Genomic DNA, 22898 nt, shown 5'->3' on the forward strand with positions numbered 1-22898 from the left:
GTTATTGCTAAAGGATTAGCTTATGAACACGGCCTTTCAAACTGCTACGATCGTTGATGTAGACGCTACCATCACACCAAAAAACTATACCGATTACTATAATAACTTCGACATGAACGCGCTACTGTCAGAAATCTTTGGCACGCAGGTAGACGATCGGTTGAATGCTTATATGGCATGCTGTGGTCGTCATGTACGTGACGGTCGCGGTGATAACATTGCGCTAGTACATGAAGACACGTCTGGCAATGTGACTCGTATGAGCTTTGCTGAGCTAGACGCGGCGAGTGCACAAGCCGCTAACTTATTACTGTCTTATGGCGTACAAGTCGGTGACCAAGTCGCGACCATGCTACCGCGTACACCTGAATTACTCACCGTTGTACTAGCAACTTGGCGGATTGGGGCAGTTTATCAGCCGCTATTTACCGCTTTTGGTTATGATTCAATTAAGTATCGGATGGACAAAGCTGACACCAAAGTCGTTTTTACCAATCAAGAGAATCGTGGCAAATTTGAAGATTTGGCCGAGCAAACCAAAATGGTCATGGTAGGTAACGTAGAGGATGCTCAGACTTGGGGTGATGATCACTATGCCGAGTCAATGGTAGCGCAGCCGCAAACTCTAGAATCCGTGACGCTCGATACGGATGCGCCATTCTTGCAAATGTTTACCTCAGGTACTGTGGGTAAATCAAAAGGCGTGAGTGTGCCACTAGGGGCATTATCGGCTTTCTATCTCTACATGCGCTACGCGATTGATTTGCGCGACGATGATCACTATTGGAATATGGCCGATCCTGGTTGGGCATATGGATTGTACTATGCAATCACTGGGCCTTTGCTATTAGGTGTCACTACTTATTTCAATGAAGCGGGCTTTGATGCTACCCATACTCGCGACTTTATGGTGCGTCATCAGATTACCAATTTGGCCTCTTCACCAACTGCCTTTCGTATGATGAAATCTAGCGGTGTGTTTGACAATGTTAATGAAGAAATTCATAACGATATGAATGCCAAACTATCTTTACGCTGTGCCAACTCGGCAGGAGAGACACTCAATACCGAAGTCGTCAGCTGGCTAGAAACCTATCTGGGCTGCCAAGTCAAAGACCAATATGGGCAAACAGAAACTGGCATGACTTGCTGTGCACATCACGCACTGGCGCATGAATGTCCAGTTGGCTCGATGGGTATGGCGCTACCAGGTCATAGGCTAGTCGTACTAGATGATGATATGAATGTATTGCCGGATGGTGAACAAGGGCAGCTCGCTGTTGTAGTTAGCCAATCCCCTGCATTTTATTTCCGTGGCTATAGCTGGAACGAAAAACAAGCCTTTGTAGATGATTACTATCTGACAGGCGATGTGGTCGAGCGCCACAGTGATGGCAGCTATTGGTTCTCAGGGCGTGATGATGACATCATTATTACCGCAGGTTACCGTGTAGGTCCAACCGATGTTGAAAACACGGTTCTCGAACACGACGCAGTCGCAGAGTCTGCGGCGGTAGGCGTGCCAGACGAAGTACGCGGGCATACCATCAAGTCTTATGTGGTACTAAAAGATGGCATCGCTGGGAGTGAGCAAATTGCCAAAGAAATCCAAGAGCTTGTACGCAAGCGTCTATCCACTCATGCGTATCCACGCGAGGTCGAGTTTGTGACAGAATTACCAAAAACGCCAAGTGGTAAAATTCAGCGCTTTTTACTACGTAGCTTGTCATTGGCTTAGCTGTAACTATGTTCATGATAGCTTTTGACGACTGAATTGAAGATTAAATATCAATGCGTTAATGCGTCAGGAAAATTAAGAAAACGTTCAATAAAAATACTAATTAAAGGAATAATTATGCAAATTGACAAACACAGCTTTTTGGTGACGGGTGGTGCATCAGGTCTAGGCGCATCAGTGGCTCGTGCTATCGTAGAGCAAGGTGGCAACGTCGTTATCGCTGACCTAAATGAGTCAGCTGGACAATCTCTAGTTGCAGAGTTGGGCGATAATGCACGCTTTGTACGTTGTGATGTTACCAGTGGCGATGAGGTGCAAGCGGCTGTGGATATGGCTGAAAAAGAATTTGGCGGCTTACAAGGTTCTATCAACTGTGCAGGTATCGCTGTCGTACAAAAATTACTGGATCGTGACAATAATCCGGCAGATCTAGAATCTTTCAGCCGTGGTGTTAATATCAATCTGGTCGGCTCGTTTAACGTGGCACGCTTGGTCGCGGCCAGTATTGCTAAGCGCGTGGCTAATGATAGCAGTGTTGAAAAGAATTCAGACCAAGGCGTTATTATCAATACCGCATCTATCGCAGCCTTTGATGGCCAAGTAGGACAAGCTAGTTATTCCTCATCTAAAGCGGGCGTGGTCGGTCTGACCTTACCGTTAGCGCGTGAGTTGGCTCGTCATGGTATTCGCGTGATGACCATCGCACCGGGTGTATTTGCCACACCGATGATGGATAGTATTCCCGAAAAAGCGCGTGAGCAGTTAGAATCAGGTGTTCCTTATCCCAAACGTCTGGGTAATCCAAATGAGTTTGCTAAATTGGCTGTCCATATCATTGATAATGCCTACCTAAATGGCGAAGTCATTCGCTTAGATGGCGCGATTCGTATGGTGTAGTCATCTGTTTTATATAAATGACAGAATGACAGTCATTTTCCATATGATTTACACAATAGCAAGCGTCATGTTTTGATAGATTATGATTAACTGTATTTAACGTTGTCAATATCATAAAGGGTCAACTCATGGCATTCTTGCGTAATCGCTTTCATCGTTTCTTACTTATCTTGGTTGGGCTTGGAGTGATTACGGTTATTAGCAGCAGCGTTTTTAATTATATGACACGCGCGTCTGCGAGTAGCAGTACCTTTGATAAGCAAAATAATCAGCCTATCGCTGATGTGGTGATTGATAAGGTGTTCGTTGATAAATCCGAACGCCGTTTGCAGTTATTGAGTGGTGATGACGTCATTCGTACCTATCGCATTGCCTTGGGCGACAGTCCAATCGGACATAAGCAGCAAGAGGGTGATCAGCGTACCCCAGTTGGAATCTATACATTAGATTATAAAAACGAGAACTCTATTGCCCATCGCTCTATCCATATCAGCTATCCTAATGCGGCTGATAAAGCCCGTGCTAAGCAATTGGGTGTCAGTCCAGGCGGAGATATTATGATTCATGGACAGATGAATGGCTTTGGTCATTTGGCTGCTATCAATCAGAAATATGATTGGACCGATGGCTGTATCGCCGTTACCGATGATGAGATGGATGAAATTATGGCGGCAGTAACGCTTGGCATCCCTATTGAGATAGTAGAATAGAGTTATTTATTGTGTTCTGATATAGCCAATTCTTTATAAATCAAATAACGTGTCAGGAATACTCTGTTTACTATCTGCATTGATTTTACTCTTTAATACTACTACTCACTCTCCTTGTGTCTATATTACTTTAAATCGACTAGCTTCTCTTAAAACGACTACCCATCATTCATATTTAATCGCATACCAATCATGCTTTTGCATGGTTATACTGTGTCTATAGTCGATTAACTACTAAACCGCTACGGCGTTACCCTCCTTAGATGTACTACTTGTACAATCTGCAGTCGGCTGCCTTGTACCCATTTTAGAGTTCTGTGACTATATTTTTAGTTATTTCATAGTGCCATTTTCTCCAAATACCTTTTAAATTTATCTTAAAAACACATTTAAATGATATTAATCAATAGGCAAAGCTAAATATCATTGCTTATAGTAAGGTTTTATTTGATAATTGGCTTGAAATAAGAACATATATACCTTATATAAATGACAGATAACAGTAGTCGCTAGACTATAAAGCATCTGCTGTAAATACTAATTATAAAAGGATGTGAATATGAGATTTGAGAAATTTACCCAAAAACTGCAATCCGCTATTCAAGAAGCACAAAGCCTAGCCTTAGGCCGCGATCATACGGGTATCGATCCTGTGCATTTGCTTGCTGTATTGCTACAAGATGAGTCTAACTTATCTATCTGTCAACAAGCGGGCGCCTCTATTCCTGCTCTAAAAAACGGCGTGGCAAAAGCGTTAGATAATCAAGCAACGATTTCGGAGCCGACTGGTGATGTCAATCTGAATCCAAACTCGGTTAAGATTTTAAACTTGGCAGATCGCCAAGCCCAAAAAGAAGGCGATGATTTTATCGCCACTGAATGGGTGATGTTAGCACTCGCTGAACAAGGTGAAACTAAAAAGATATTTGAAAGTGCTGGCGTCACAGCAAGCAAACTAAAAGCGGTGATTGAGCAGCTGCGCGGTGATGACACCGTCAATAATCAAAACGCTGAAGATCAGCGTGATGCATTAAATAAATACACCATTAATCTGACTGAGCAGGCAGAGCTTGGCAAGCTGGATCCAGTGATTGGTCGTGACGAAGAAATTCGCCGTACCATTCAGGTGCTATCACGTCGTACCAAAAATAACCCTGTGCTCATCGGTGAGCCGGGTGTCGGTAAGACGGCTATCGTCGAAGGCTTGGCCCAAAAAATCATCAATGGTGATGTGCCAGAAGGTCTACGCCGTAAAGAAGTACTGTCATTAGACTTGGGTGCTTTAATTGCAGGGGCAAAATTCCGCGGCGAGTTCGAAGAGCGACTCAAAAGCGTATTGAGCGATTTAGCCAAGCAAGAAGGCAATGTCATCTTATTTATCGATGAGCTACATACCATGGTTGGTGCGGGTAAATCAGAAGGCGCGATGGATGCAGGTAATATGCTAAAACCTGCACTGGCACGTGGTGAGCTACACTGCGTTGGCGCAACGACCTTAGATGAGTATCGCAAGTATATTGAAAAAGATGCAGCACTTGAGCGTCGTTTCCAAAAAGTACTGGTCGATGAGCCAACGGTTGAAGACACCATTGCGATTTTGCGAGGTCTCAAAGAGCGCTATGAGCTGCATCATGGGGTCGACATCCAAGACAGTGCCATCATTGCTGCGGCGCGCATGAGCCATCGCTATATTACCGATCGCAAGTTGCCAGATAAGGCGATTGATTTGATTGATGAAGCGGCCAGTCGCTTGCGTATGGAGATGGACAGTAAGCCTGAAGCATTAGGTAAGCTAGACAGTCGTTTGATTCAGTTGAAAATGCAGCGTGAAGTACTCAAAAATGAAGAAGACGCTGGTGCACAGGCAGAGCGTAAAGTACTGAATGCACAAATTGAAGAGCTAGAAAAAGAGTACGCGGATCTTAATGAAATTTGGCAAGCAGAAAAAGCGCTGGTCAAAGGCAGTCAGCAGCTAAAAGACGAGCTGGATAAGGCCCGTATTGCCTATGACAAAGCCAGTCGTGAAGGTGATTACGAGACTATGAGTAAGCTGCAATACGAAACCATCCCGCAGCTAGAGCGCCGTATCACTGAGTCTGACTTGGCAGAACAAAAAGAGCAAACAGGCGAAGGTAGTGGTGTAAAATTGCTACGTAATAAAGTCACAGACAATGAGATTGCGGAAGTGGTTGCGGCTGCCACAGGTATTCCAGTCAACAAAATGATGCAAGGCGAGCGTGAAAAAATGCTGGCAATGGAAGAAAAACTCCATGAGCGCGTGATTGGTCAAGATGAAGCGGTCGAATCGGTAGCAAATGCAGTACGCCGTAGCCGAGCCGGCTTGTCTGATCCTAACCGTCCTTCTGGCTCGTTCTTATTCCTTGGGCCTACAGGGGTCGGTAAAACTGAGCTGACCAAGTCATTGGCGAACTTCTTGTTTGATAGTGAAGATTCGATAGTGCGTATCGACATGAGTGAGTACATGGAGAAACACAGTGTCAGTCGCTTGGTGGGTGCGCCTCCAGGTTATGTGGGCTACGAAGAAGGTGGTGCGTTGACTGAGGCCGTTCGCCGTAAACCTTATAGTGTGATTTTATTTGATGAAGTCGAAAAAGCGCATCCTGATGTGTTTAACATATTATTGCAAGTATTGGACGACGGGCGTTTGACTGACTCGCAAGGTCGTGTTGTTGATTTCAAGAACACAGTTATTATTATGACCAGTAACTTGGGTTCGCATAAGATTCAAGAAATGGTCGGCGAAAGCTACGAGGATATCAAAGCTGAGGTGATGGATTCTGTTGGTCAGCATTTCCGCCCAGAGTTCGTCAACCGTATCGATGAGATTGTGGTCTTCCATCCACTTGGTATGTCGCAAATGGCAGGCATTGCTGCCATCCAGCTAGATCGTTTGCGTCAACGCTTGCATGATCGTGAGATGGATATCGAGCTATCAGCTGACGCGATGAACAAGTTGGTCGCGGTCGGTTATGATCCTGTTTATGGTGCGCGTCCACTCAAACGTGCCATTCAGCAAGAGATTGAAAATCCATTGTCATTGAAGCTATTAGCGGGTGATTTCGTCGCTGGTGATATCATTAAAGTTGATGTTGGCTCTGATGATAAGCTGAGCTTTAACAAACTTAGAATGAGCTAATAGCTAAGATAACAGGACTGTTTCTTAATAAAACCAACCCCTTACTTGCCTATATTTTATATGGGTAAGTAAGGGGTTTTTACGTTGTAGGCTATTATTATTTACCGTTTGCATGCTTTTACTATGCTATAAATAATCTAAGGAATCATAAGACGAATGCAAAATACAAGGAGATGACAACATGGCGATAATCAATGAAAAATATCTAAGTGCGCCGTTAACTTTACCGATTATAGTAGCAACATTGCTGATTAGCACGTCGGCGTGCTCCAATCAGTCGGTAGTTAATACCAATGAAGATCTAGCAGAATACAAAGAATCCAAAACCTCAGATACTAATTCGTCCATGAGTGTTGATAAACCAGAATTTACCACTGAAATTATTGCTACTTTTAATGAACCTTGGGCGATGGCAGCGTTACCTAAAGCGGATAATGCACCACAAAAAATATTGGTGACACAAAAGACAGGTGAGTTATTTATAGTTGATATCGAAACAGGTGCGAAGATAGCAGTGACTGGCGTACCAAAAGTCGCTTATGGCGGGCAAGGGGGACTTGGTGATGTGGTTATTGCGCCAGATTTCTCTAGTTCTAACAATCTCTATATAAGCTACGTTGAAGCAGGTGAGGGTGCAGATAGTAATAAATTCGGTGCCAAAGTCATTAAGACAACATTGATAGATTTAGATACCAGTACACCAAGTTTGCAAGCTATTACGCCCATTTGGGAGCAATCTCCAAAAGTAAAAGGGCAAGGACATTACAGTCATCGTCTCTTGTTTTCACCTGATGGACAATATTTATATATCAGCTCAGGCGAGCGCCAAGAAAAAACGCCAGCGCAAGATATGAGTGTCAATTTGGGTAAAATTATACGCCTAAATGCTGACGGCTCTATCCCAGTAGACAATCCATTTTTAAATGATACAAATGACATCGCCAAGCAGTTTTGGACGATAGGTCATCGTAATATATTGGGCATGGCATTCGATGATAGCGGTAAGTTATGGGCGCACGAGATGGGTCCAAGAGGCGGAGATGAGTTTAATCTGATTGAAAAAGGCAAAAATTACGGCTGGCCACTCGTGTCCAATGGTCGCAATTATTCGGGGATTGATATCCCTGATCATGATACTCGGCCTGAGTTTGAAGCACCCAAAATCACATGGACACCAGTTATATCACCTTCATCGATGAGCCTCTATTCTGCGGGTACAGAGAATGATTTTCCAGCATGGCAAGGCAATGTGCTGATTAGTGGTTTGTCATCCAAAGCGCTCATTGTGGTGAGTATGAATGATGACAACACAGCTTCTGAACGTTATCGCTATGATATGGGGGAGCGTATTCGTAGTGTACTGGCGGTAGATGGTAACGTTTGGGTGTTAGAAGATGGTAATGATGGTCAATTACTCAGATTATTGCCTAAATAACATCATGCTAGCGTTCTAAGAAGGTAGTGTTGATTTCTTAGTTTATTCAATTATTTTAAATAAATTTATTAAATCTTTTAGATTAAATTAACTGTTTTATCAAGCTTTATTTTGTAAAAGATTGATAGTTAAGGCCTATTTTGTTAAGGTAATGTTCCTTGGATTTTGAGACTTGCACATGGAAGAAGTAAAAGTAGGCAGATTAGGACCTTTTCCACGGGTGAGTAAACCTGTGTTTATTACATCGTCACTGTTGATAATTGGATTCATTATTTTTGGTGCACTTTTCACTGAAACAGCAGGGGCCGTCTTTAGTTTTTTACAAAATTTCATTACTGATAAGTTTGGTTGGCTGTTTATTCTCTTAGTCAATGCGGCGCTCGCGCTTTGTATTTACTTGGCAATGAGTCGCTATGGCGACATTCGGCTAGGCAATCAAACGGAGCGACCACAGTACAATCTGTTCTCTTGGATTGGTATGTTGTTTTCTGCAGGTATTGGTATTGGCTTAGTTTATTGGGGTACAGCGGAGCCGTTGTATCACTTTATGGCACCACCAATGGGCGATGCCGAAACGGTAGCAGCTGCAAAGCAAGCGATGAACATCTCATTTATGCATTGGGGTCTACACGCTTGGGGTATCTATACGGTTGTGGCGCTGTCTTTAGCGTACTTCCATTTCCGTCGTGGGTTGCCGTTATCGATTCGATCAACTCTGTATCCTTTGCTCGGCAAAAGAATCTATGGCCGATGGGGGCATACGGTCGATATCTTGGCAGTGTTCGGTACGATGTTTGGCGTGGTTACCTCACTAGGTCTTGGCGTGATGCAGATCAATTCTGGACTAGAGAAGTTGTTTGGTACGCCTAATAGTCTTACGGTACAGTTTGGTTTGATTGCGTTTATTACAGCGCTTGCAGCCGCTTCTGTTATGATGGGCTTGGACAAAGGTATTAAGCGCCTTAGTGATATAAATATTGGATTCACAATCGTCTTATTGGCGTTTATGGTCATCTTAGGGCCGACGCTGTTTATCTTTGATAGCTTTATTGAAAACATCGGCAACTATCTGACCGTGATTGTACCACTAGGTACGTGGGGCGAGTCTTATAGCGGGACAGATTGGCAAAGTAGTTGGACGATATTTTATTGGGCATGGTGGGTTAGTTGGGCACCATTCGTTGGTATCTTTATTGCCCGTATCTCTCGCGGTCGTACTATCCGTGAATTTACGCTTGGGGTGTTGTTGATCCCAATGCTTATCTTGTTCTTCTGGTTTACGACTTTTGGTGGCGTTGCTGTTCATATGGAGCTTGCTTCTGCTGTGTCGGGTATCAGCCCAGGATTGGTTGAAGCAGTACAAGCGGATTCTGGTAGTGCCATCTTTAAGTTGGTTGAGTACTACCCATTGGCAAAACCGATTACGCTACTGATTGTGGTTATGATCATGCTATGGTTTGTGACCTCATCAGACTCGGCCAGTTTTGTTATCGATATGCTGACCGCTGGTGGTGATACCAATCCTCCAAAGATTCAGCGTTTGTTTTGGGCAACAACAGAAGGCGTTATCGCTGCTATATTGCTAGCGGCTGGTGGACTATCTGCCTTACAAGCGGCGGCTATCGTAGCCGGACTACCGTTTGCCTTAGTGATTTTTGTCATGATGTATGCGTTGTTACGAGGTTTGAGTCGTGATCGTCTGATTCTATATCGAGCTCAGCAAGGCTTTATTACTGATGAATCAGCAGACCATAATTCAGCGAATGAATTCGTTGATGAGCACTTGTTAAAAGGGCCACCTAAGATTGTAGAGGGTGACTAATTATCAAAGATAACTAGGGCGTGTCCTCAATTCAATCGATAGTTATCTAAATGGGTTAAAAATGGCTAAATCTTGCCAAACGGCGTCAAATAGCTGACTAATATCTCGATATTATCTGCGCTATTTTCCTTGTTTGACTGCAATTTATCTCATTTTTATCACCATTTTTAAAATGAGGACACGCCCTAATAATTGTTGCAGAATTTATTGTTAATTAAGTTGCACTGATTAGTAGTGACGTTCGAAAAAACCCCTAAAATACGCAGGTATTTTGGGGTTTTTTATATTTTCAATTGTAATGAATATCTGCTTAGATTTGATAGTTTGCGCATATCTTGTTAAGGTAGCCACCCCAAAAAATTGAGATTACGACATGGATCATGTGAAAGTTGGTCGATTAGGCCCTTTTCCGCGGGTAAGTAAACCCGTGTTTTTAACTTCAGCGTTGTTAATTCTTGCGTTTATTATCTTCGGCACTCTCTTTAGTGAGCAAGCAGAGCTGGTCTTTGGTCATGCAAAAGCCTTTGTGTCTTTACGCTTTGGCTGGTTTTTTATTGTGGTTGTCAACTTAACATTGGTGATGAGCATCTATATGATATTTAGTCGCTATGGCGATATCAGGCTTGGTCATCAAAATGAAAAACCAGAATATAACCTATTATCTTGGATTGGCATGTTGTTTTCCGCTGGTATCGGTATTGGGCTGCTTTATTGGGGAACAGCTGAACCGTTGTACCATTTTATGGCACCGCCATTAGGAGAAGCTGAAACGGTCGCTGCCGCCAAACAAGCGATGAATATATCGTTTCTACATTATGGTTTACATGTGTGGGCGCTCTACGGTATGGTCGCTTTGTCATTGGCTTATTTCCACTACCGAGTGGGTTTGCCATTAGCCATCCGTTCGACACTATATCCTATATTGGGTAAAAAAATATATGGGGGCTGGGGCCATACGGTGGATACGCTAGCAGTGTTTGGCACGATGTTTGGTGTCGTGACGACACTCGGTTTAGGCGTGTTACAGATCAACTCAGGTCTTGAGACTTTATTTGGTATTCCTAATAACACGACCGTTCAGGTTATTCTCATTGCATTGATTACGGTGCTGGCAGGATTGTCACTGTTTATGGGACTAGATAAAGGTATCAAGCGTTTGAGTGATATCAATATCTTGTTCACCATTGTGCTACTGAGCTTTGTGATTATATTAGGCCCTACGCAGTTTATTTTTAATAGTTTTGTCGAAAATGTTGGTAACTATTTACATGAAATTGTTCCCTTAGGTCTTTGGACAGAGTCTTATGAAGGTCAGGATAATTGGCAGTCTTCATGGACGATATTCTATTGGGCATGGTGGATCAGCTGGTCACCTTTTGTCGGGGTGTTTGTCGCTCGTATCTCTCGTGGTCGTACCATTCGTGAGTTTATATTAGGGGTGTTGTTGATTCCTATTACCATCTTGTTCCTATGGTTTACCGCTTTCGGTGGTTCAGCGGTGCATATGGAACTGATGGCAGCAGCCGATCCTAGTATGGTGAGTCCTGGTCTTGTCGAAGCGGTACAAGCAGATACAGGCAGTGCTATCTTCAAGCTGATGGAATCTTACCCATTAACCTCAGCCGTTAACTTACTCATTGTCGTGATGATTGTCTTGTGGTTTGTGACGTCGTCAGATTCAGCGAGTTTTGTGATTGATATGTTGACCTCTGGTGGCGATGCCAATCCACCAAAGATTCAGCGTCTGTTTTGGGCAGGTACAGAAGGTGTTATTGCGGCCGTACTGTTGACAGCAGGCGGATTGAGTGCCCTGCAAGCAGCCTCTATCGTTTCGGGTTTCCCTTTCGCTATCGTCATCGTTATTATGATGTATTCGTTACTACGAGGCTTGAGTCGAGATCGTCTGATACTATATCGTAATCAGCAATGGTTCGTCACCGAAGAGTCAGCAGAGCATAACTCAGCCAACGAGTTCCGTGATGAAGACTTGCTAACAGGTCCGCTTGATCTTGAAGACTCTAAAAATTAAATAATAAGTTAATCGAAAGTAATATTTAAAAGCCCCCACTTATGATTAAGTGGGGGCTTTTTATATCATTCAGCTATTTTTAATTTTAATCTAAATTATCTATAGTCGGTTCAATATAATTTGGATACAAGGCAACCGAGTGCAGGTGTATAAGTGATACTTTAAGCGAGGTTAACGCTGTCACTCTTTTATAGAGGATTGATTATATCTGCAAGGTTATGAGCATTGTCCTTTCACATAGCCTAATGCCGTCGTTGTACCGCATGCTGAGCATGAATTGCCCGCAGTACGATAATTAAATCCTGAATCAGTTTTCACTTTGACACAGACAGGATCGTATTGTGCGGTACACATCGTTTGCTCAGGATTATATGGTGGGCATTTGGTAAAAGGATTGTCGCTAGATATCGGTTGGTGATGCTCAGTGCTGTGAATAGGGTAGGTGGCTGTATCAGGCGTATCAATGCCTTGGATATTGCTACAGCCAGCTAACGCGATGGCTGCGGATAAGCCTAGCAATGACACGCATGATCGCCATGATTTGAGTAAGTGGTTCATAATAATATGTCCTTATAGAAGATAAAGTTCGATAAATCCCTTTTATCGATAGTCAGCTTCAACCATGTTATGAATCAAGTGGTTTCCATCCATAGTAGCCTATTTATGAGCAGTCATCTACTAAATCATGATGAACAAAAAACCCAAGCTTAATCATAAGCTTGGGTTTAATTTTTATTACTATAATGGCTTTCATCGCTTTGCAAGATTTAGCGAAACGCTACCGTACTATTTTGCTGCTTTGTCATCTTGATTAAGCTGAACATATTTATCAAAGTTTTGCGCATAATCCGTTAGATTGTCGCTTAGCATTTGGCGATATTGCTTCACATAAAATTCAACGATATCGTCTTTTTCTTTGGCAAAATCATCGCCTTTGACAAACCCGATAGAAGCGACTGACGCGCTATAACGGGCGGCTGCATACAATAAAGAAGCGCCTACTTGTCCTGAATGTGCTTCAGGACCTAGCTGGCTGTTTGCAATACCGATGATGGCATCAGCACGTTGGTAAAATGCCTGCATTTCAGGGGTAATCTCAACGTTGGTATCAACTTCGTTGCCTTGAGTCGTGTCTTGAGACATGAGCTGCTCCTAATAAGTATCAGTAAATTAAATTTCTAAAAACGGTTTGTAAATAAGTTAAAGCAAGGATTTTATAAACCAGCGTCTGCTTTCAAGATTTCAGCTTTGTCTGTTTTTTCCCATGTAAAGGCAGTTTCTGAACCTTGACGACCAAAATGACCGAAGGTAGCAGTTTGCTGATACATTGGCTGTAATAAGTTCAGCATGCGAGTAATACCATAAGGACGCAAATCAAAATGCGTACGAATCAGACGAATGATTTCATCGTTACTGATTTTGCTGGTACCAAACGTATTGACAGAGATAGAAGTCGGCTCAGCGACACCAATGGCATAGCTGACCTGAACCTCACAGCGATCGGCAAGGCCTGCTGCGACGATGTTTTTTGCCACATAACGTACTGCGTAAGCTGCACTGCGATCTACTTTTGAAGGATCTTTGCCACTGAAAGCACCGCCGCCATGACGAGCCATACCGCCGTAAGTATCGACAATGATTTTACGACCAGTTAGCCCAGCATCACCAACAGGGCCGCCAATCACAAACTTACCAGTTGGATTGATATGATAGCGTGTACCAGCATGTAAAAGCTCAGCTGGCAGTACTTGCTTGATGATAGATTCCATCACCGCTTCTTGTAGATCGGCTTGTGAAATACTAGGATCGTGTTGCGTTGATAATACCACTGCATCAATCGCTACTGGTTTATTACCATCGTATTTTAGCGTAACTTGTGCTTTGGCATCTGGGCGTAACCAAGGCAGATCTCCTGCACGGCGCAGCTCAGACTGACGCTCCATCAAACGATGCGCATATTCAATAGGCGCTGGCATCAATACTTCGGTTTCATTACTGGCATATCCGAACATCAAGCCTTGATCGCCTGCACCTTGCTCTTCAGGGTCGCTACGATCGACACCTTGAGCAATCTCAGGAGATTGTTTGCCGAGCATGTTAATCACTGCGCAAGTCTCGCCATCAAAACCTAGATCTGAATGGTGATACCCAATGCCATTTACGGTGTCACGAACGAGACGCTCTAAATCGATATTTGCTGTCGTGGTGATTTCACCTGCGAGTATCACAGCGCCAGTTTTCACTAAGGTTTCGCATGCCACACGTGCATGCAGATCTTCACGTAAAATAGCGTCAAGGATGGCGTCTGAGATTTGGTCAGCCATTTTGTCAGGATGACCTTCGCTTACAGATTCTGAGGTAAATAAGTTGTATTCACGCATAAAAGGGTCGCTTAATTGCAGGGACTGTAGTCTACGAACTCAGTCATTATTAAATATATCTAAATGAAAAGACGAAAAGGAATCAAAAAATTATCGTATTTTACCGTGTATCGAGGAAAAACTCTAGCAATGGATGGTGTTGTGAGGTAACTGGTTATGGATTAAGGGCGGTAAAAGTCATCAACATCGCAATTCTCTTGCCAACGAAATTCAGTATGTTGCGCGACTTGGTGGGCTCTATCGACGCCATGTCTATCAGCGATAAAACCAAGTGCCATATCCATACCAGCGCTCACACCTGATGAAGTATAAAACTTACCATCGATAACCCAGCGTGCTTGTTTGACCCAATTGACCTTATTAGATTGAGATATTACCCATTGCCATGCCATTTTGTTAGAGGTGGCTCGCTTACCGTTTAATACACCGCTTTTCGCTAACAAGGCGCTACCAGTACAGACGCTAAGTACCCAATCAGCCTCATCAGTGAGGGTTGTTAACGTTTGCAAAAAGGAGTGATTGTAGACTAGCTGCCGCGTACCAAGCCCGCCCGGTACTAAAAAAATATCCGTCTGATATGCTAACTCGCTGACAGCGACTGTTTGCATAGGTACGCCATGCTTACTGCGGATGATGCCACCAGCCATCGAGGTAAATTGAATACGATAATGCTCAGGTAAGCTCCCAAACATCTCAATAGGTCCGAACAAATCTAAAGTTTCAAAATCATCGAACACTAGCGCGGTAATCGTATGCATAAAAACCTCTAACATTCGTTAAAAGATAGACAGTGTTATAGACTTACCTTTATAACTCTAAAAACGCGGCCTTATCCTTAAACATACATTCATCGTACACCGGACAGGCACCGCATTTCGGTGTACGCGCTTGACAAGTATAGCGCCCGTGTAAAATAAGATAATGATGAGCATCAACGATGAAATCATCAGGTATACGCTCAACCAGTTTATTTTCGACGATTAGCACGTTTTTACCAGTGGCGAGACCAGTGCGATTCCCCACCCGAAAAATATGAGTATCGACCGCCATAGTGGGCTGACCAAAAGCAGTATTTAAGACGACATTAGCTGTTTTACGCCCAACGCCCGCCAGTGATTCTAAATCTTTGCGATTATCGGGGACGGTACTATCGAATTTCTCAATCAAATCTCGGCAGGTTTTGATGACGTTTTTAGCTTTGGCATTATATAAGCCAATATTTTTGATATATGCTTTTAAACCGTTTTCACCTAATACTAATATTGCTTCAGGCGTGTTCGCTACCGGATACAATTGCTGAGTGGCAATATTGACACTCACATCCGTTGCTTGTGCGGACAATATGACAGCAATTAATAACTCAAAATTGCTGTCATAATTGAGCTCAGTAACGGGCTCATCAATGGTCGCTGCCAGCTTCTCAAAAAATTGGCGCACGTCACGATTGGGCATTCGTCTTGATGGCGGTGTATCAGCTGTTTTGTGTTTGACGGTTTTACTCATGGTATTTTTACTATTATTTTGGCGATTAGTCATGAAAGACTATTGGCTATCGAGTTATTTACGTGACGTATATGATGCGTACTGTCCTGTCAATCGTCCACACTATTGTATGAATCGCCTGTTATAAGATTAAAGCTGTAACAGTTCAGCTTGTAGCGCTTCAAGATCGGCTTGCTTTTGATCATTCGCACGAACGCTTAACTGTTTCTCTAGCTTTTTAATCTTGCTACGTAGCTTGGCTGCTGCAATGGTATTCTTTGCTTGTGCTTCACTGATATCTAAAGACTGACTGGCTGCATTGTTTAGCTTTGCTTCGACCATGCTGACCACAGGTCTACTGTTGCTACTATCAGCGAGCTGTTCGGTGACGCGTCTTAAGTGAGTGTGATATCGCTGTCTTAAATCTTCTTGCTCTGCTATTCGCTCAGGCTCAGAGATGTCACGTTCAACAGTGACTAAATCGATGCAGTCGACTGGGCAAGGGGCGATACATAGCTCGCAGCCTGTGCACAAGTCAGTAAAGATGGTATGCATGTGCTTGCCAGTGCCGACGATGGCGTCCACTGGGCAGGCAGGGATGCATTTCGTACAGCCAATACAATCGTCTTCACGGATAACAGCACGTACCTCGGTTGGGCGTTCAGAGGTAGCATCTATTGGCCACTGAGAAGGCGCAGCGCTAAGTGTCGCTTCATGGCTATTGATATCGATAATTTGCGCGATTGCATCAGTAACGGGTTGACCACCAGGCACGCATTTATTGTATGACTCACCATCTAGAACGATAGCGGCAGCATACGGCAAGCAGCCATCTGGATGCTCGCAAAGCCCACATTGTGTTTGCGGTAGACAAGCATCAATATGCGAGATTTGTGCTTGTATATCCGCAGGTAATATTTCTAAGCTCAATGTATCGAACAATATAGGTAAATTGACTAAGCGGATAGTGGTGCTACTTTGCATTGAATTAATGACCTTGCTATCAGTGATAAGTGCTGACATTATACCAAACCCAAAACTCAGCCGTATCAAACTCGTTTGGTCTACAATGCACAATGCATGTACCTGCACTCGTTTTCTTTGCTAATGTGAGTTTTGTGGAGAGTATTAGAATAAATACAGTCAAAGCACTTGTAAATGGTTGCGGTGTAAAAGGCTTCGACTATAATCAGTGTTAAAGAATAAAAAGTTACAGTGGCATACCTTGTTCGCGCATAACTTGCACAATGAGCTCATGAGCAATACTGCCTTTTGGCGGTATTTTAGGCAGGTTAGAAACATCAAAAAAGTCAGCATGGGCCAGCTCTTCTTCTTGAATGATGATATCACCACTGGCGTAAGAGGCACGAAAACCCAGCATCAAGTTAGAAGGAAACGGCCATGGTTGGCTACTTACATAGCTAATATCTGATACGCTAATATTTACCTCTTCTGCGACTTCGCGTACGACTGCATGCTCAAGGCTTTCTCCAACCTCCACAAAACCTGCAATCAAACCATACATAGGCGACATAGTTGGCTGACCATGACGATGATGGTGCGCGAGCAAAATTTGCATTTCACCTGTCATTGGGTTTGGTCGGGTAATGGCAGTAATGACACAGGGTTGCACACGAGGATACTGGCGCAATCGACATACTGGACAGACCATGGCACGTTCACCTTGGTCAGCATGTACAGTAGGGCTAGCACAGCGACTACAAAACTGTGTATCTGCTTGCCAGCTTAAGAGCTGTATCGCTTGGCTAATCTGATCTGATAAAGCAACTGGCAGATGAGTCATTAGTTGTCGATAAGGAACAAAGGCGTGACCACTACTTTCATCGCTTTCATCGATAAGAGGCAGTGCAATATTATATGCCATGGCATAATCATAAGTAATCGCACTGGCCGCTTGTGCAGTAAAGGTATATTTATTCTCTATTTCAGAATGGACTAAACTCTCGGCGCTTTTGTTGGTATTTTCTTGAGGGCTTTTATAAGTATTTTCATGAATATCTTTAGAGCCACTAGCATGATCTGCTGATTGCCAATGACTTGGTGCTAGGCTTGGGACTAGGGTTACACGACCCAGTTGATAGGCTTGCTGATAGTCATCGCTTGCTGCATTTTCATTGTTGAATGGTGGTAATTGAAGCTGTAAAGGCCACCAACCATTAGGGGTCTGACGGCATAAAATGGCATCGTCATTAAATACAAAAGCGTTGGTCATATAGAATTCCAAACAGTTCGAGACCAGTACGTATCCATATAGATACACACTGGCTTACAGTGAGAGATATAAATGAGGATTTGTAGCCGCAAAGAAGCGGCTACAAAGGTATCGATTTAATTATTAAAGAGTTGAATGGCTAAGCTAAGCCGCGAGTAGATGACTCAAGCTTTGCTGACCTACATCAAGTGCTTGCTTGCTAACAGGACGATTGTTTTCAAAACCATCCAAATGATGATCGACAGCCATCATCACATCTGCGATACACGCTAGCGTATTATCTTCGATACGTTGTCCGCCTTCGATACGTTGCTCTAGATAATTTGCTAGCTGGCCTAGCATACTTGCTGGTGTGGGTAGTTGTAAAAAGCGAACCGCCCCTGAGACTTGACGCATCATTTCAGGGATGTTCTGAATATTAAGCATATCGCGCTCTGGTTCAGCCAAATAATCATTGATGGCTTGTTCAGCACTGGCAATCGCGCTACGACTTTCTTGTATCAACGTATCGTGTGCAGTATTGAGCTGATGCAACGAGATATGAGGGTTGTTAAGTGGTAAGTAGATCGCTCCTGGCGTATGCATTTCTGCCATCGCAATAGCAGCGTTTTCAGCATGCATCAATGCCAGTAGCAGATGATCAAAATCGTCAGGCGACGGTGCTTGCCACTTGCCTACAGCTGCTGCTGCTGTGCTGAGGCTATTGGCTGAATTTGATAGACCAAGCAAGCACAGCGCCGAGCTCAACGTTGTTAGCTCTTCAATAATCTGGGCTGTCTGTGCATCAACAGGATTGATCGAATCACCGCGCGTATAGCTATCGACATTTTCTTTAATGGTATTGATTTGGGTTTGAATGATGCTATTTAATGTATCGGTCAGCTCACGATTAGGGCCGAATAAAAAGCGTTTCATTTGCTCAAACTGAGGGGCTTCTAACTGATTTTGAGCATACTGCTCACGCAACTGTTGTGCAGCTTCATTATCGCGCTGGCATGCAAAACTGACCAAGTCAGCAAAGCGTTTATCCATCACTGGTAAGTAGCTTTGGAATTGCTGCTCTAAATAAATAAGGGTATGTTTCTGGTTAAGGTTCAGCGGTAATATCGTGGCGATATCAGTAACCGCTGCATTGGCTGCTTGCCAAAACAGGCTGCTGGTATTTGCCGCTATCAAGGCACAAGCTGCACTCATACCATCAAGTTTCTGCTGATCGTCTGGGCCAATATTGCCATCTTGATTAAGCAATGTGACACCAAGACCACTGCGATAAGCGTAAGTTAATAACTCACTGTCTAGATTAAGCTCATTCAGTGGCTGAAAGTTTTTTTCAGGATTGGCGATAACGACACTGCTGCTACCAAAAGCAGAGAAGTAGTCTGATGTAATAGCGGCATGTTGCCCATGAGCATTGAGCTTGTTAATAATATCCAGTAACAAGGTTGGCTCGACCGACTCTGTCAAGAGTACAAACTCTATGTAGCGCTCTAGTGTCATGATGGCTTCTGATAAATCCATAATCAGAGAGGTATCGTTATTATCACCATTATCATACAGTCGCTGTAAACCGTTTACGATAGCAGTATTCAACGCTTCTGCACCAACCAGAGAGATCAGCTTAAAAATACAGGACAGCTGCTTTAGCACAATGATAGAGTCTAATAACAGAGGCGCCTGACTATTATCATCATTAAATTCACTTAGATGAATCTCAGTATCTTTAAGAGTTACGATGATTTCATCATGCAATAGATGCAGTGACGGTAGGTTGAAATCAGTGACACTAAGCGTTGGGGCGGTTAATTTCATTTGCGCAGACTGGTCCATAAGGAGTTTCCATAATGTACTGATGAGAATAGCAATGGTTTGAATGACGATTAAAAAAGCATTTATTGATAATTTTTTGACGCTTTATATAACAATAATCAAGACTATATTGTACAAATGTCGATATCGCAAGTCATTTAAATGACGACTACATATAGGTTTTGAGAGCAGGGTAGTCTTCTGACAGCGATGCATACCAATTTTGATTGGTATTTTCATCGCTGGGTGATGCCAGTAGTAAAGACGCTAGATTGGCAAGGTTAGCATGTGCTGTCTGTCCGCCATCTGTTTGCGTGTCTTCTTCGATAGCGAGCGTGACCTGTCCACCCGTCATCGCCAAATAAACTTCTGCTAAAATCTCTGAATCCAGTAAGGCCCCGTGAAAAGTACGGTCTTGCTTACCAACGTTTAGGCGGCGTACAAGCGCATCTAGGGTGTTTTTCTGTCCAGGATATTGCTGCTTTGCCATGAATAAGGAGTCAGTCACTTGGACTCGTTCGGCAAAGTCAGTCATACCGACTTTTGCAAACTCCATATTCAAGAAGTTCATATCGAACGAGGCATTGTGAGCGATGATTTCGGCACCGTCCATAAAGTCATATAGTGACTGAGCCACTTGATCAAAAGTAGGCTTGTCTGTTAAGAACGCTGGAGAAATACCATGAATGCGAATAACTTCATCATCCATACCGCGCTGTGGGTTGATATAAACGTGTAGTTTTTCGCCCGTGAATTTACGACCAATCATCTCAACGATACCGACTTCAATGATTCGATTGCCTTTTAGCGGATCAAGCCCTGTGGTTTCGGTATCCATAATGAGCTGGCGATCAGACTCGTGGCGATTTATTGGTTTGGGTAGCAATGGCTTAAAATGTGGATTGGCACGGCTAGTATCACCATCGAATTTTGGTGCATCAGCATCTATACGCATATCTGTATCTGGCGTAATGTTATTCATCGTTGTATCAGTCATAGGCGTTTGAGCTTCTGGCATATCTGTATTACTCATTGGTTTGCTAGCATTATCATGATGGTCATTCGTGTCTATAGTGGCATCTTGGTTAATCATATGATCATCGTGATTTTTATCGTCGTGACTGCTTAGTGGTTCTTCGTCGAGATACCCTTCATCTACGAACTCGTCATCTATAAGCTCTTCATCTATAAGGTCTTCGTCATCCACTATATCTAGACCTAATGGGTCGAAATTTAGCCAGTCATCGTTAGACGGTTTTTGCGCGTTATCAGTCATTATTTGAGTTTTTTTTTAGCCGTATCTTGTAGGTCTGTATCCGATATGTCCGCACTGCGTGAGGTGACACCTAGATTGGCTAGTTCATCTGCCTTTTCATTACCGGCATGTCCAGCATGGCCCTTTACCCAGTGCCAGTCAACCTCTCGCTGTTGGCATAGGTTGTCTAGTTGTTGCCAAAGATCTTGGTTGGCGACTGGTTTCTTACTCGCTGTTTTCCAGCCTCTTTTTTTCCAGCCTTCAATCCATTCAGTGATGCCTTTTTTAACATAGCTGGAGTCTGTCCAAATCTCAAGATTGTGCTCGTGCGGGCTATGAGTCAGCGCTTGTATCGCACCCATCAGCTCCATACGATTATTGGTCGTCTCTTTATCGCCGCCATATAAATCTTGTGTGCGTCCATCGCTAAAAATAAGATGTGCACCCCAACCACCAGCACCTGGATTGCCTTTGCAAGCACCATCTGTATAGGCAACCGTTGTGTTTGGTTTGGCAGCTAATGGATCCACTGCATTACTGGTATTGAATGAGGGTGCTGAGGTGCGATTGTCTGACATAAAAAATTATTAACCTAATAAGTGATGAGTGCAAAGCACAGAGATTCTGCTACCGTTTTGTTCTGGCTATCACTCCATATGCTGAGGTTGAGTATAACAAATCTATCATTAAGATGGGCAGTCGTAATGCACAAAATCGCAAAACCACATATCATAATAGTAACCTTTCCGTTTTCTGTTAAAATAGGCTGGCTAGCGTTAAGGTCTCGGCTATTTGACTGAATAAATATCTGTTTATTGACCTCGCTACGTGACGCTTGAACTGTTTTCCACAGCAATTCAAGCTATCCGCCATCACTATTTAACAGTAGTTTTTCTCATAAAAGTCTAATGCATGAATGCAGGATAATCCTATTATGTCCTTACGCTCAAACGTTTTTTATAAAAGTCTGACAAACCTAACGGTTGGTATCGCTGTGAGCAGTACACTGTTTTTGACTGCCTGTAATGATGGTGGGTCGCAACTGGATAAGGAAGTAGCTGCGCCAGTAGATCTCTCTGTGTTTGAAGGATGTTATACGGTCAGCAATGAAGAGCCTGCACAGATCAGAATTAGCCAACAGGATGGCGCATGGGTCATGCAAATGAAAGAGCCTGCAAATGCGAAGCGTATTTGGGATGATGCTGAGCCGTTAGAGTTGATAGAAAACAGCGAGATACCAAAGTTTTTCTCTATTGATCCTGATAATGTCGATGCTGTCCTTGGCCGCCCTGACAGAGTGCTAGTGCTGGCTCATGTCAAACCTGTTTATGCCAATATCGATCCGCTACTAGACAGTGAGTATTTGTCCTATATTTATCGAGGAGCCAATACTATCTATCGTGTGGAGTGTGATGAGGTGAATACGGATATCTTAGCCAACCCACATGCCAATATTATTATTGATAATGTCAATGAGAGCAGCTAGATCAGTCTATCAATGCTTTTCTATTAATACTCCTTCATTACCTTGTGATAAAAGCGATAACAAGTCATTTTTTATAAACAGTTAGGTCATCCATATGATCAGAGTCAGGCAATATGAATTTTTTTAGTTATGTGGTATTGGGCGGGGTTTCTTATGCAGCTGGTTGGGCAATAAGAGCATATATACTCGATAAAAAGCCTGAACCTGAGCAGCCTTATAATCTCAAGCATCCTGCCATCTTAGCGTATCTGGGCGGATTTTTTATTATCATGCTGATTGTCTCATGGCTGATTGGTCGTTATGCATTGGGACATGCTGCCATAGATTTTCCTTTTATTATTATCAATAGTTTGGTTGCTACCTTTGTTTGTTCGTTCGGTCTTAATCCCGAAAAAGCCAATTATGAAGTGCCTGATTAAATTATAGTATTGCATGAACTGAAAATAATAAAAGCCACGACTGATAAT

General features: G+C 43.2%; 17 protein-coding genes and 1 pseudogene. 9 read left to right on the forward strand and 9 right to left on the reverse strand.

The annotated features are described in order from the left end of the window. Window positions 1–22 precede the first annotated feature (22 nt). From I6E83_RS04215 to I6E83_RS04245, 7 genes are all read left to right on the forward strand, one after another. Entirely contained in the window at window positions 23–1738 is a 1716-nt protein-coding gene (locus tag I6E83_RS04215) for an AMP-binding protein (RefSeq protein ID WP_197100095.1), read from the forward strand. 117 nt (window positions 1739–1855) lie between these two features. Next, window positions 1856–2635, forward strand: a complete 780-nt coding sequence (locus tag I6E83_RS04220) for an SDR family NAD(P)-dependent oxidoreductase (RefSeq protein ID WP_197100096.1) — start codon at window positions 1856–1858, stop codon at window positions 2633–2635. 128 nt (window positions 2636–2763) lie between these two features. After that, the gene (locus I6E83_RS04225) at window positions 2764–3345 is read left to right on the forward strand and encodes a L,D-transpeptidase family protein (RefSeq protein ID WP_197100097.1); all 582 of its coding nucleotides are present in this window, start codon (window positions 2764–2766) and stop codon (window positions 3343–3345) included. A gap of 559 nt (window positions 3346–3904) precedes the next feature. Next, a complete protein-coding gene (gene clpB, locus I6E83_RS04230; RefSeq protein ID WP_197100098.1) occupies window positions 3905–6502 on the forward strand; it encodes an ATP-dependent chaperone ClpB in 2598 nt (865 codons plus the stop codon). Between the two features lie 181 nt (window positions 6503–6683). Beyond that, the gene (locus tag I6E83_RS04235) at window positions 6684–7937 is read left to right on the forward strand and encodes a PQQ-dependent sugar dehydrogenase (RefSeq protein WP_197100099.1); all 1254 of its coding nucleotides are present in this window, start codon (window positions 6684–6686) and stop codon (window positions 7935–7937) included. 178 nt (window positions 7938–8115) lie between these two features. Next, a complete protein-coding gene (locus I6E83_RS04240; RefSeq protein WP_197100100.1) occupies window positions 8116–9759 on the forward strand; it encodes a BCCT family transporter in 1644 nt (547 codons plus the stop codon). A gap of 373 nt (window positions 9760–10132) precedes the next feature. Further along, entirely contained in the window at window positions 10133–11788 is a 1656-nt protein-coding gene (locus tag I6E83_RS04245) for a BCCT family transporter (RefSeq protein ID WP_110922762.1), read from the forward strand. A 216-nt stretch (window positions 11789–12004) separates the two neighbouring features. Here the strand turns inward: I6E83_RS04245 and I6E83_RS04250 are convergent, their stop codons facing one another. From I6E83_RS04250 to dnaQ, 9 genes and pseudogenes are all read right to left on the reverse strand, one after another. Then, window positions 12005–12346: a hypothetical protein gene (locus I6E83_RS04250; protein WP_110922763.1), complete on the reverse strand. Its 342-nt coding sequence runs from the start codon at window positions 12344–12346 to the stop codon at window positions 12005–12007. A 228-nt stretch (window positions 12347–12574) separates the two neighbouring features. After that, the gene (locus I6E83_RS04255; protein WP_110922764.1) at window positions 12575–12931 is read right to left on the reverse strand and encodes a DUF3144 domain-containing protein; all 357 of its coding nucleotides are present in this window, start codon (window positions 12929–12931) and stop codon (window positions 12575–12577) included. A 71-nt stretch (window positions 12932–13002) separates the two neighbouring features. Beyond that, window positions 13003–14169, reverse strand: coding sequence for a methionine adenosyltransferase (gene metK, locus I6E83_RS04260; protein ID WP_110922765.1), 1167 nt, complete (start codon window positions 14167–14169; stop codon window positions 13003–13005). Between the two features lie 161 nt (window positions 14170–14330). Continuing rightward, a complete protein-coding gene (locus tag I6E83_RS04265) occupies window positions 14331–14927 on the reverse strand; it encodes a DJ-1/PfpI family protein (protein WP_197100101.1) in 597 nt (198 codons plus the stop codon). Window positions 14928–14976: 49 nt separating this feature from the next. After that, window positions 14977–15672 carry an endonuclease III gene (nth, locus tag I6E83_RS04270; protein WP_197100179.1) on the reverse strand — a complete coding sequence of 232 codons (696 nt, stop codon included), beginning with the start codon at window positions 15670–15672 and terminating at the stop codon, window positions 14977–14979. 129 nt (window positions 15673–15801) lie between these two features. After that, the gene (locus I6E83_RS04275; RefSeq protein WP_197100180.1) at window positions 15802–16635 is read right to left on the reverse strand and encodes an RnfABCDGE type electron transport complex subunit B; all 834 of its coding nucleotides are present in this window, start codon (window positions 16633–16635) and stop codon (window positions 15802–15804) included. Window positions 16636–16861: 226 nt separating this feature from the next. Then, on the reverse strand, window positions 16862–17884 hold the full coding sequence (gene nudC / locus I6E83_RS04280) for an NAD(+) diphosphatase (RefSeq protein WP_197100102.1): 1023 nt from the start codon (window positions 17882–17884) through the stop codon (window positions 16862–16864). A gap of 144 nt (window positions 17885–18028) precedes the next feature. Then, on the reverse strand, window positions 18029–19711 hold the full coding sequence (locus tag I6E83_RS04285) for a hypothetical protein (protein ID WP_197100103.1): 1683 nt from the start codon (window positions 19709–19711) through the stop codon (window positions 18029–18031). A gap of 148 nt (window positions 19712–19859) precedes the next feature. Continuing rightward, window positions 19860–21523 (reverse strand): annotated as a pseudogene (dnaQ, locus tag I6E83_RS04290) (DNA polymerase III subunit epsilon). Between the two features lie 356 nt (window positions 21524–21879). Between dnaQ and I6E83_RS04295 the strand changes: the two are divergent. Further along, entirely contained in the window at window positions 21880–22431 is a 552-nt protein-coding gene (locus tag I6E83_RS04295) for a hypothetical protein (protein WP_227680803.1), read from the forward strand. A gap of 113 nt (window positions 22432–22544) precedes the next feature. Then, on the forward strand, window positions 22545–22850 hold the full coding sequence (locus I6E83_RS04300) for a hypothetical protein (RefSeq protein WP_197100104.1): 306 nt from the start codon (window positions 22545–22547) through the stop codon (window positions 22848–22850). Window positions 22851–22898 lie beyond the last annotated feature (48 nt).

Source organism: Psychrobacter sp. SZ93C1, from assembly GCF_015864635.1.
Lineage (GTDB): Bacteria > Pseudomonadota > Gammaproteobacteria > Pseudomonadales > Moraxellaceae > Psychrobacter > Psychrobacter fozii.

What these genes read in the sequence shown, in the direction of transcription:
- I6E83_RS04215 (WP_197100095.1), top strand. Translation starts at nt 23, where the DNA reads ATGAACACGGCCTTTCAAACTGCTACGATCGTTGATGTAGACGCTACC.
- I6E83_RS04220 (WP_197100096.1), top strand. Translation starts at nt 1,856, where the DNA reads ATGCAAATTGACAAACACAGCTTTTTGGTGACGGGTGGTGCATCAGGT.
- I6E83_RS04225 (WP_197100097.1), top strand. Translation starts at nt 2,764, where the DNA reads ATGGCATTCTTGCGTAATCGCTTTCATCGTTTCTTACTTATCTTGGTT.
- clpB (WP_197100098.1), top strand. Translation starts at nt 3,905, where the DNA reads ATGAGATTTGAGAAATTTACCCAAAAACTGCAATCCGCTATTCAAGAA.
- I6E83_RS04235 (WP_197100099.1), top strand. Translation starts at nt 6,684, where the DNA reads ATGGCGATAATCAATGAAAAATATCTAAGTGCGCCGTTAACTTTACCG.
- I6E83_RS04240 (WP_197100100.1), top strand. Translation starts at nt 8,116, where the DNA reads ATGGAAGAAGTAAAAGTAGGCAGATTAGGACCTTTTCCACGGGTGAGT.
- I6E83_RS04245 (WP_110922762.1), top strand. Translation starts at nt 10,133, where the DNA reads ATGGATCATGTGAAAGTTGGTCGATTAGGCCCTTTTCCGCGGGTAAGT.
- I6E83_RS04250 (WP_110922763.1), bottom strand. Translation starts at nt 12,346, where the DNA reads ATGAACCACTTACTCAAATCATGGCGATCATGCGTGTCATTGCTAGGC.
- I6E83_RS04255 (WP_110922764.1), bottom strand. Translation starts at nt 12,931, where the DNA reads ATGTCTCAAGACACGACTCAAGGCAACGAAGTTGATACCAACGTTGAG.
- metK (WP_110922765.1), bottom strand. Translation starts at nt 14,169, where the DNA reads ATGCGTGAATACAACTTATTTACCTCAGAATCTGTAAGCGAAGGTCAT.
- I6E83_RS04265 (WP_197100101.1), bottom strand. Translation starts at nt 14,927, where the DNA reads ATGCATACGATTACCGCGCTAGTGTTCGATGATTTTGAAACTTTAGAT.
- nth (WP_197100179.1), bottom strand. Translation starts at nt 15,672, where the DNA reads ATGAGTAAAACCGTCAAACACAAAACAGCTGATACACCGCCATCAAGA.
- I6E83_RS04275 (WP_197100180.1), bottom strand. Translation starts at nt 16,635, where the DNA reads ATGCAAAGTAGCACCACTATCCGCTTAGTCAATTTACCTATATTGTTC.
- nudC (WP_197100102.1), bottom strand. Translation starts at nt 17,884, where the DNA reads ATGACCAACGCTTTTGTATTTAATGACGATGCCATTTTATGCCGTCAG.
- I6E83_RS04285 (WP_197100103.1), bottom strand. Translation starts at nt 19,711, where the DNA reads ATGGACCAGTCTGCGCAAATGAAATTAACCGCCCCAACGCTTAGTGTC.
- I6E83_RS04295 (WP_227680803.1), top strand. Translation starts at nt 21,880, where the DNA reads ATGTCCTTACGCTCAAACGTTTTTTATAAAAGTCTGACAAACCTAACG.
- I6E83_RS04300 (WP_197100104.1), top strand. Translation starts at nt 22,545, where the DNA reads ATGAATTTTTTTAGTTATGTGGTATTGGGCGGGGTTTCTTATGCAGCT.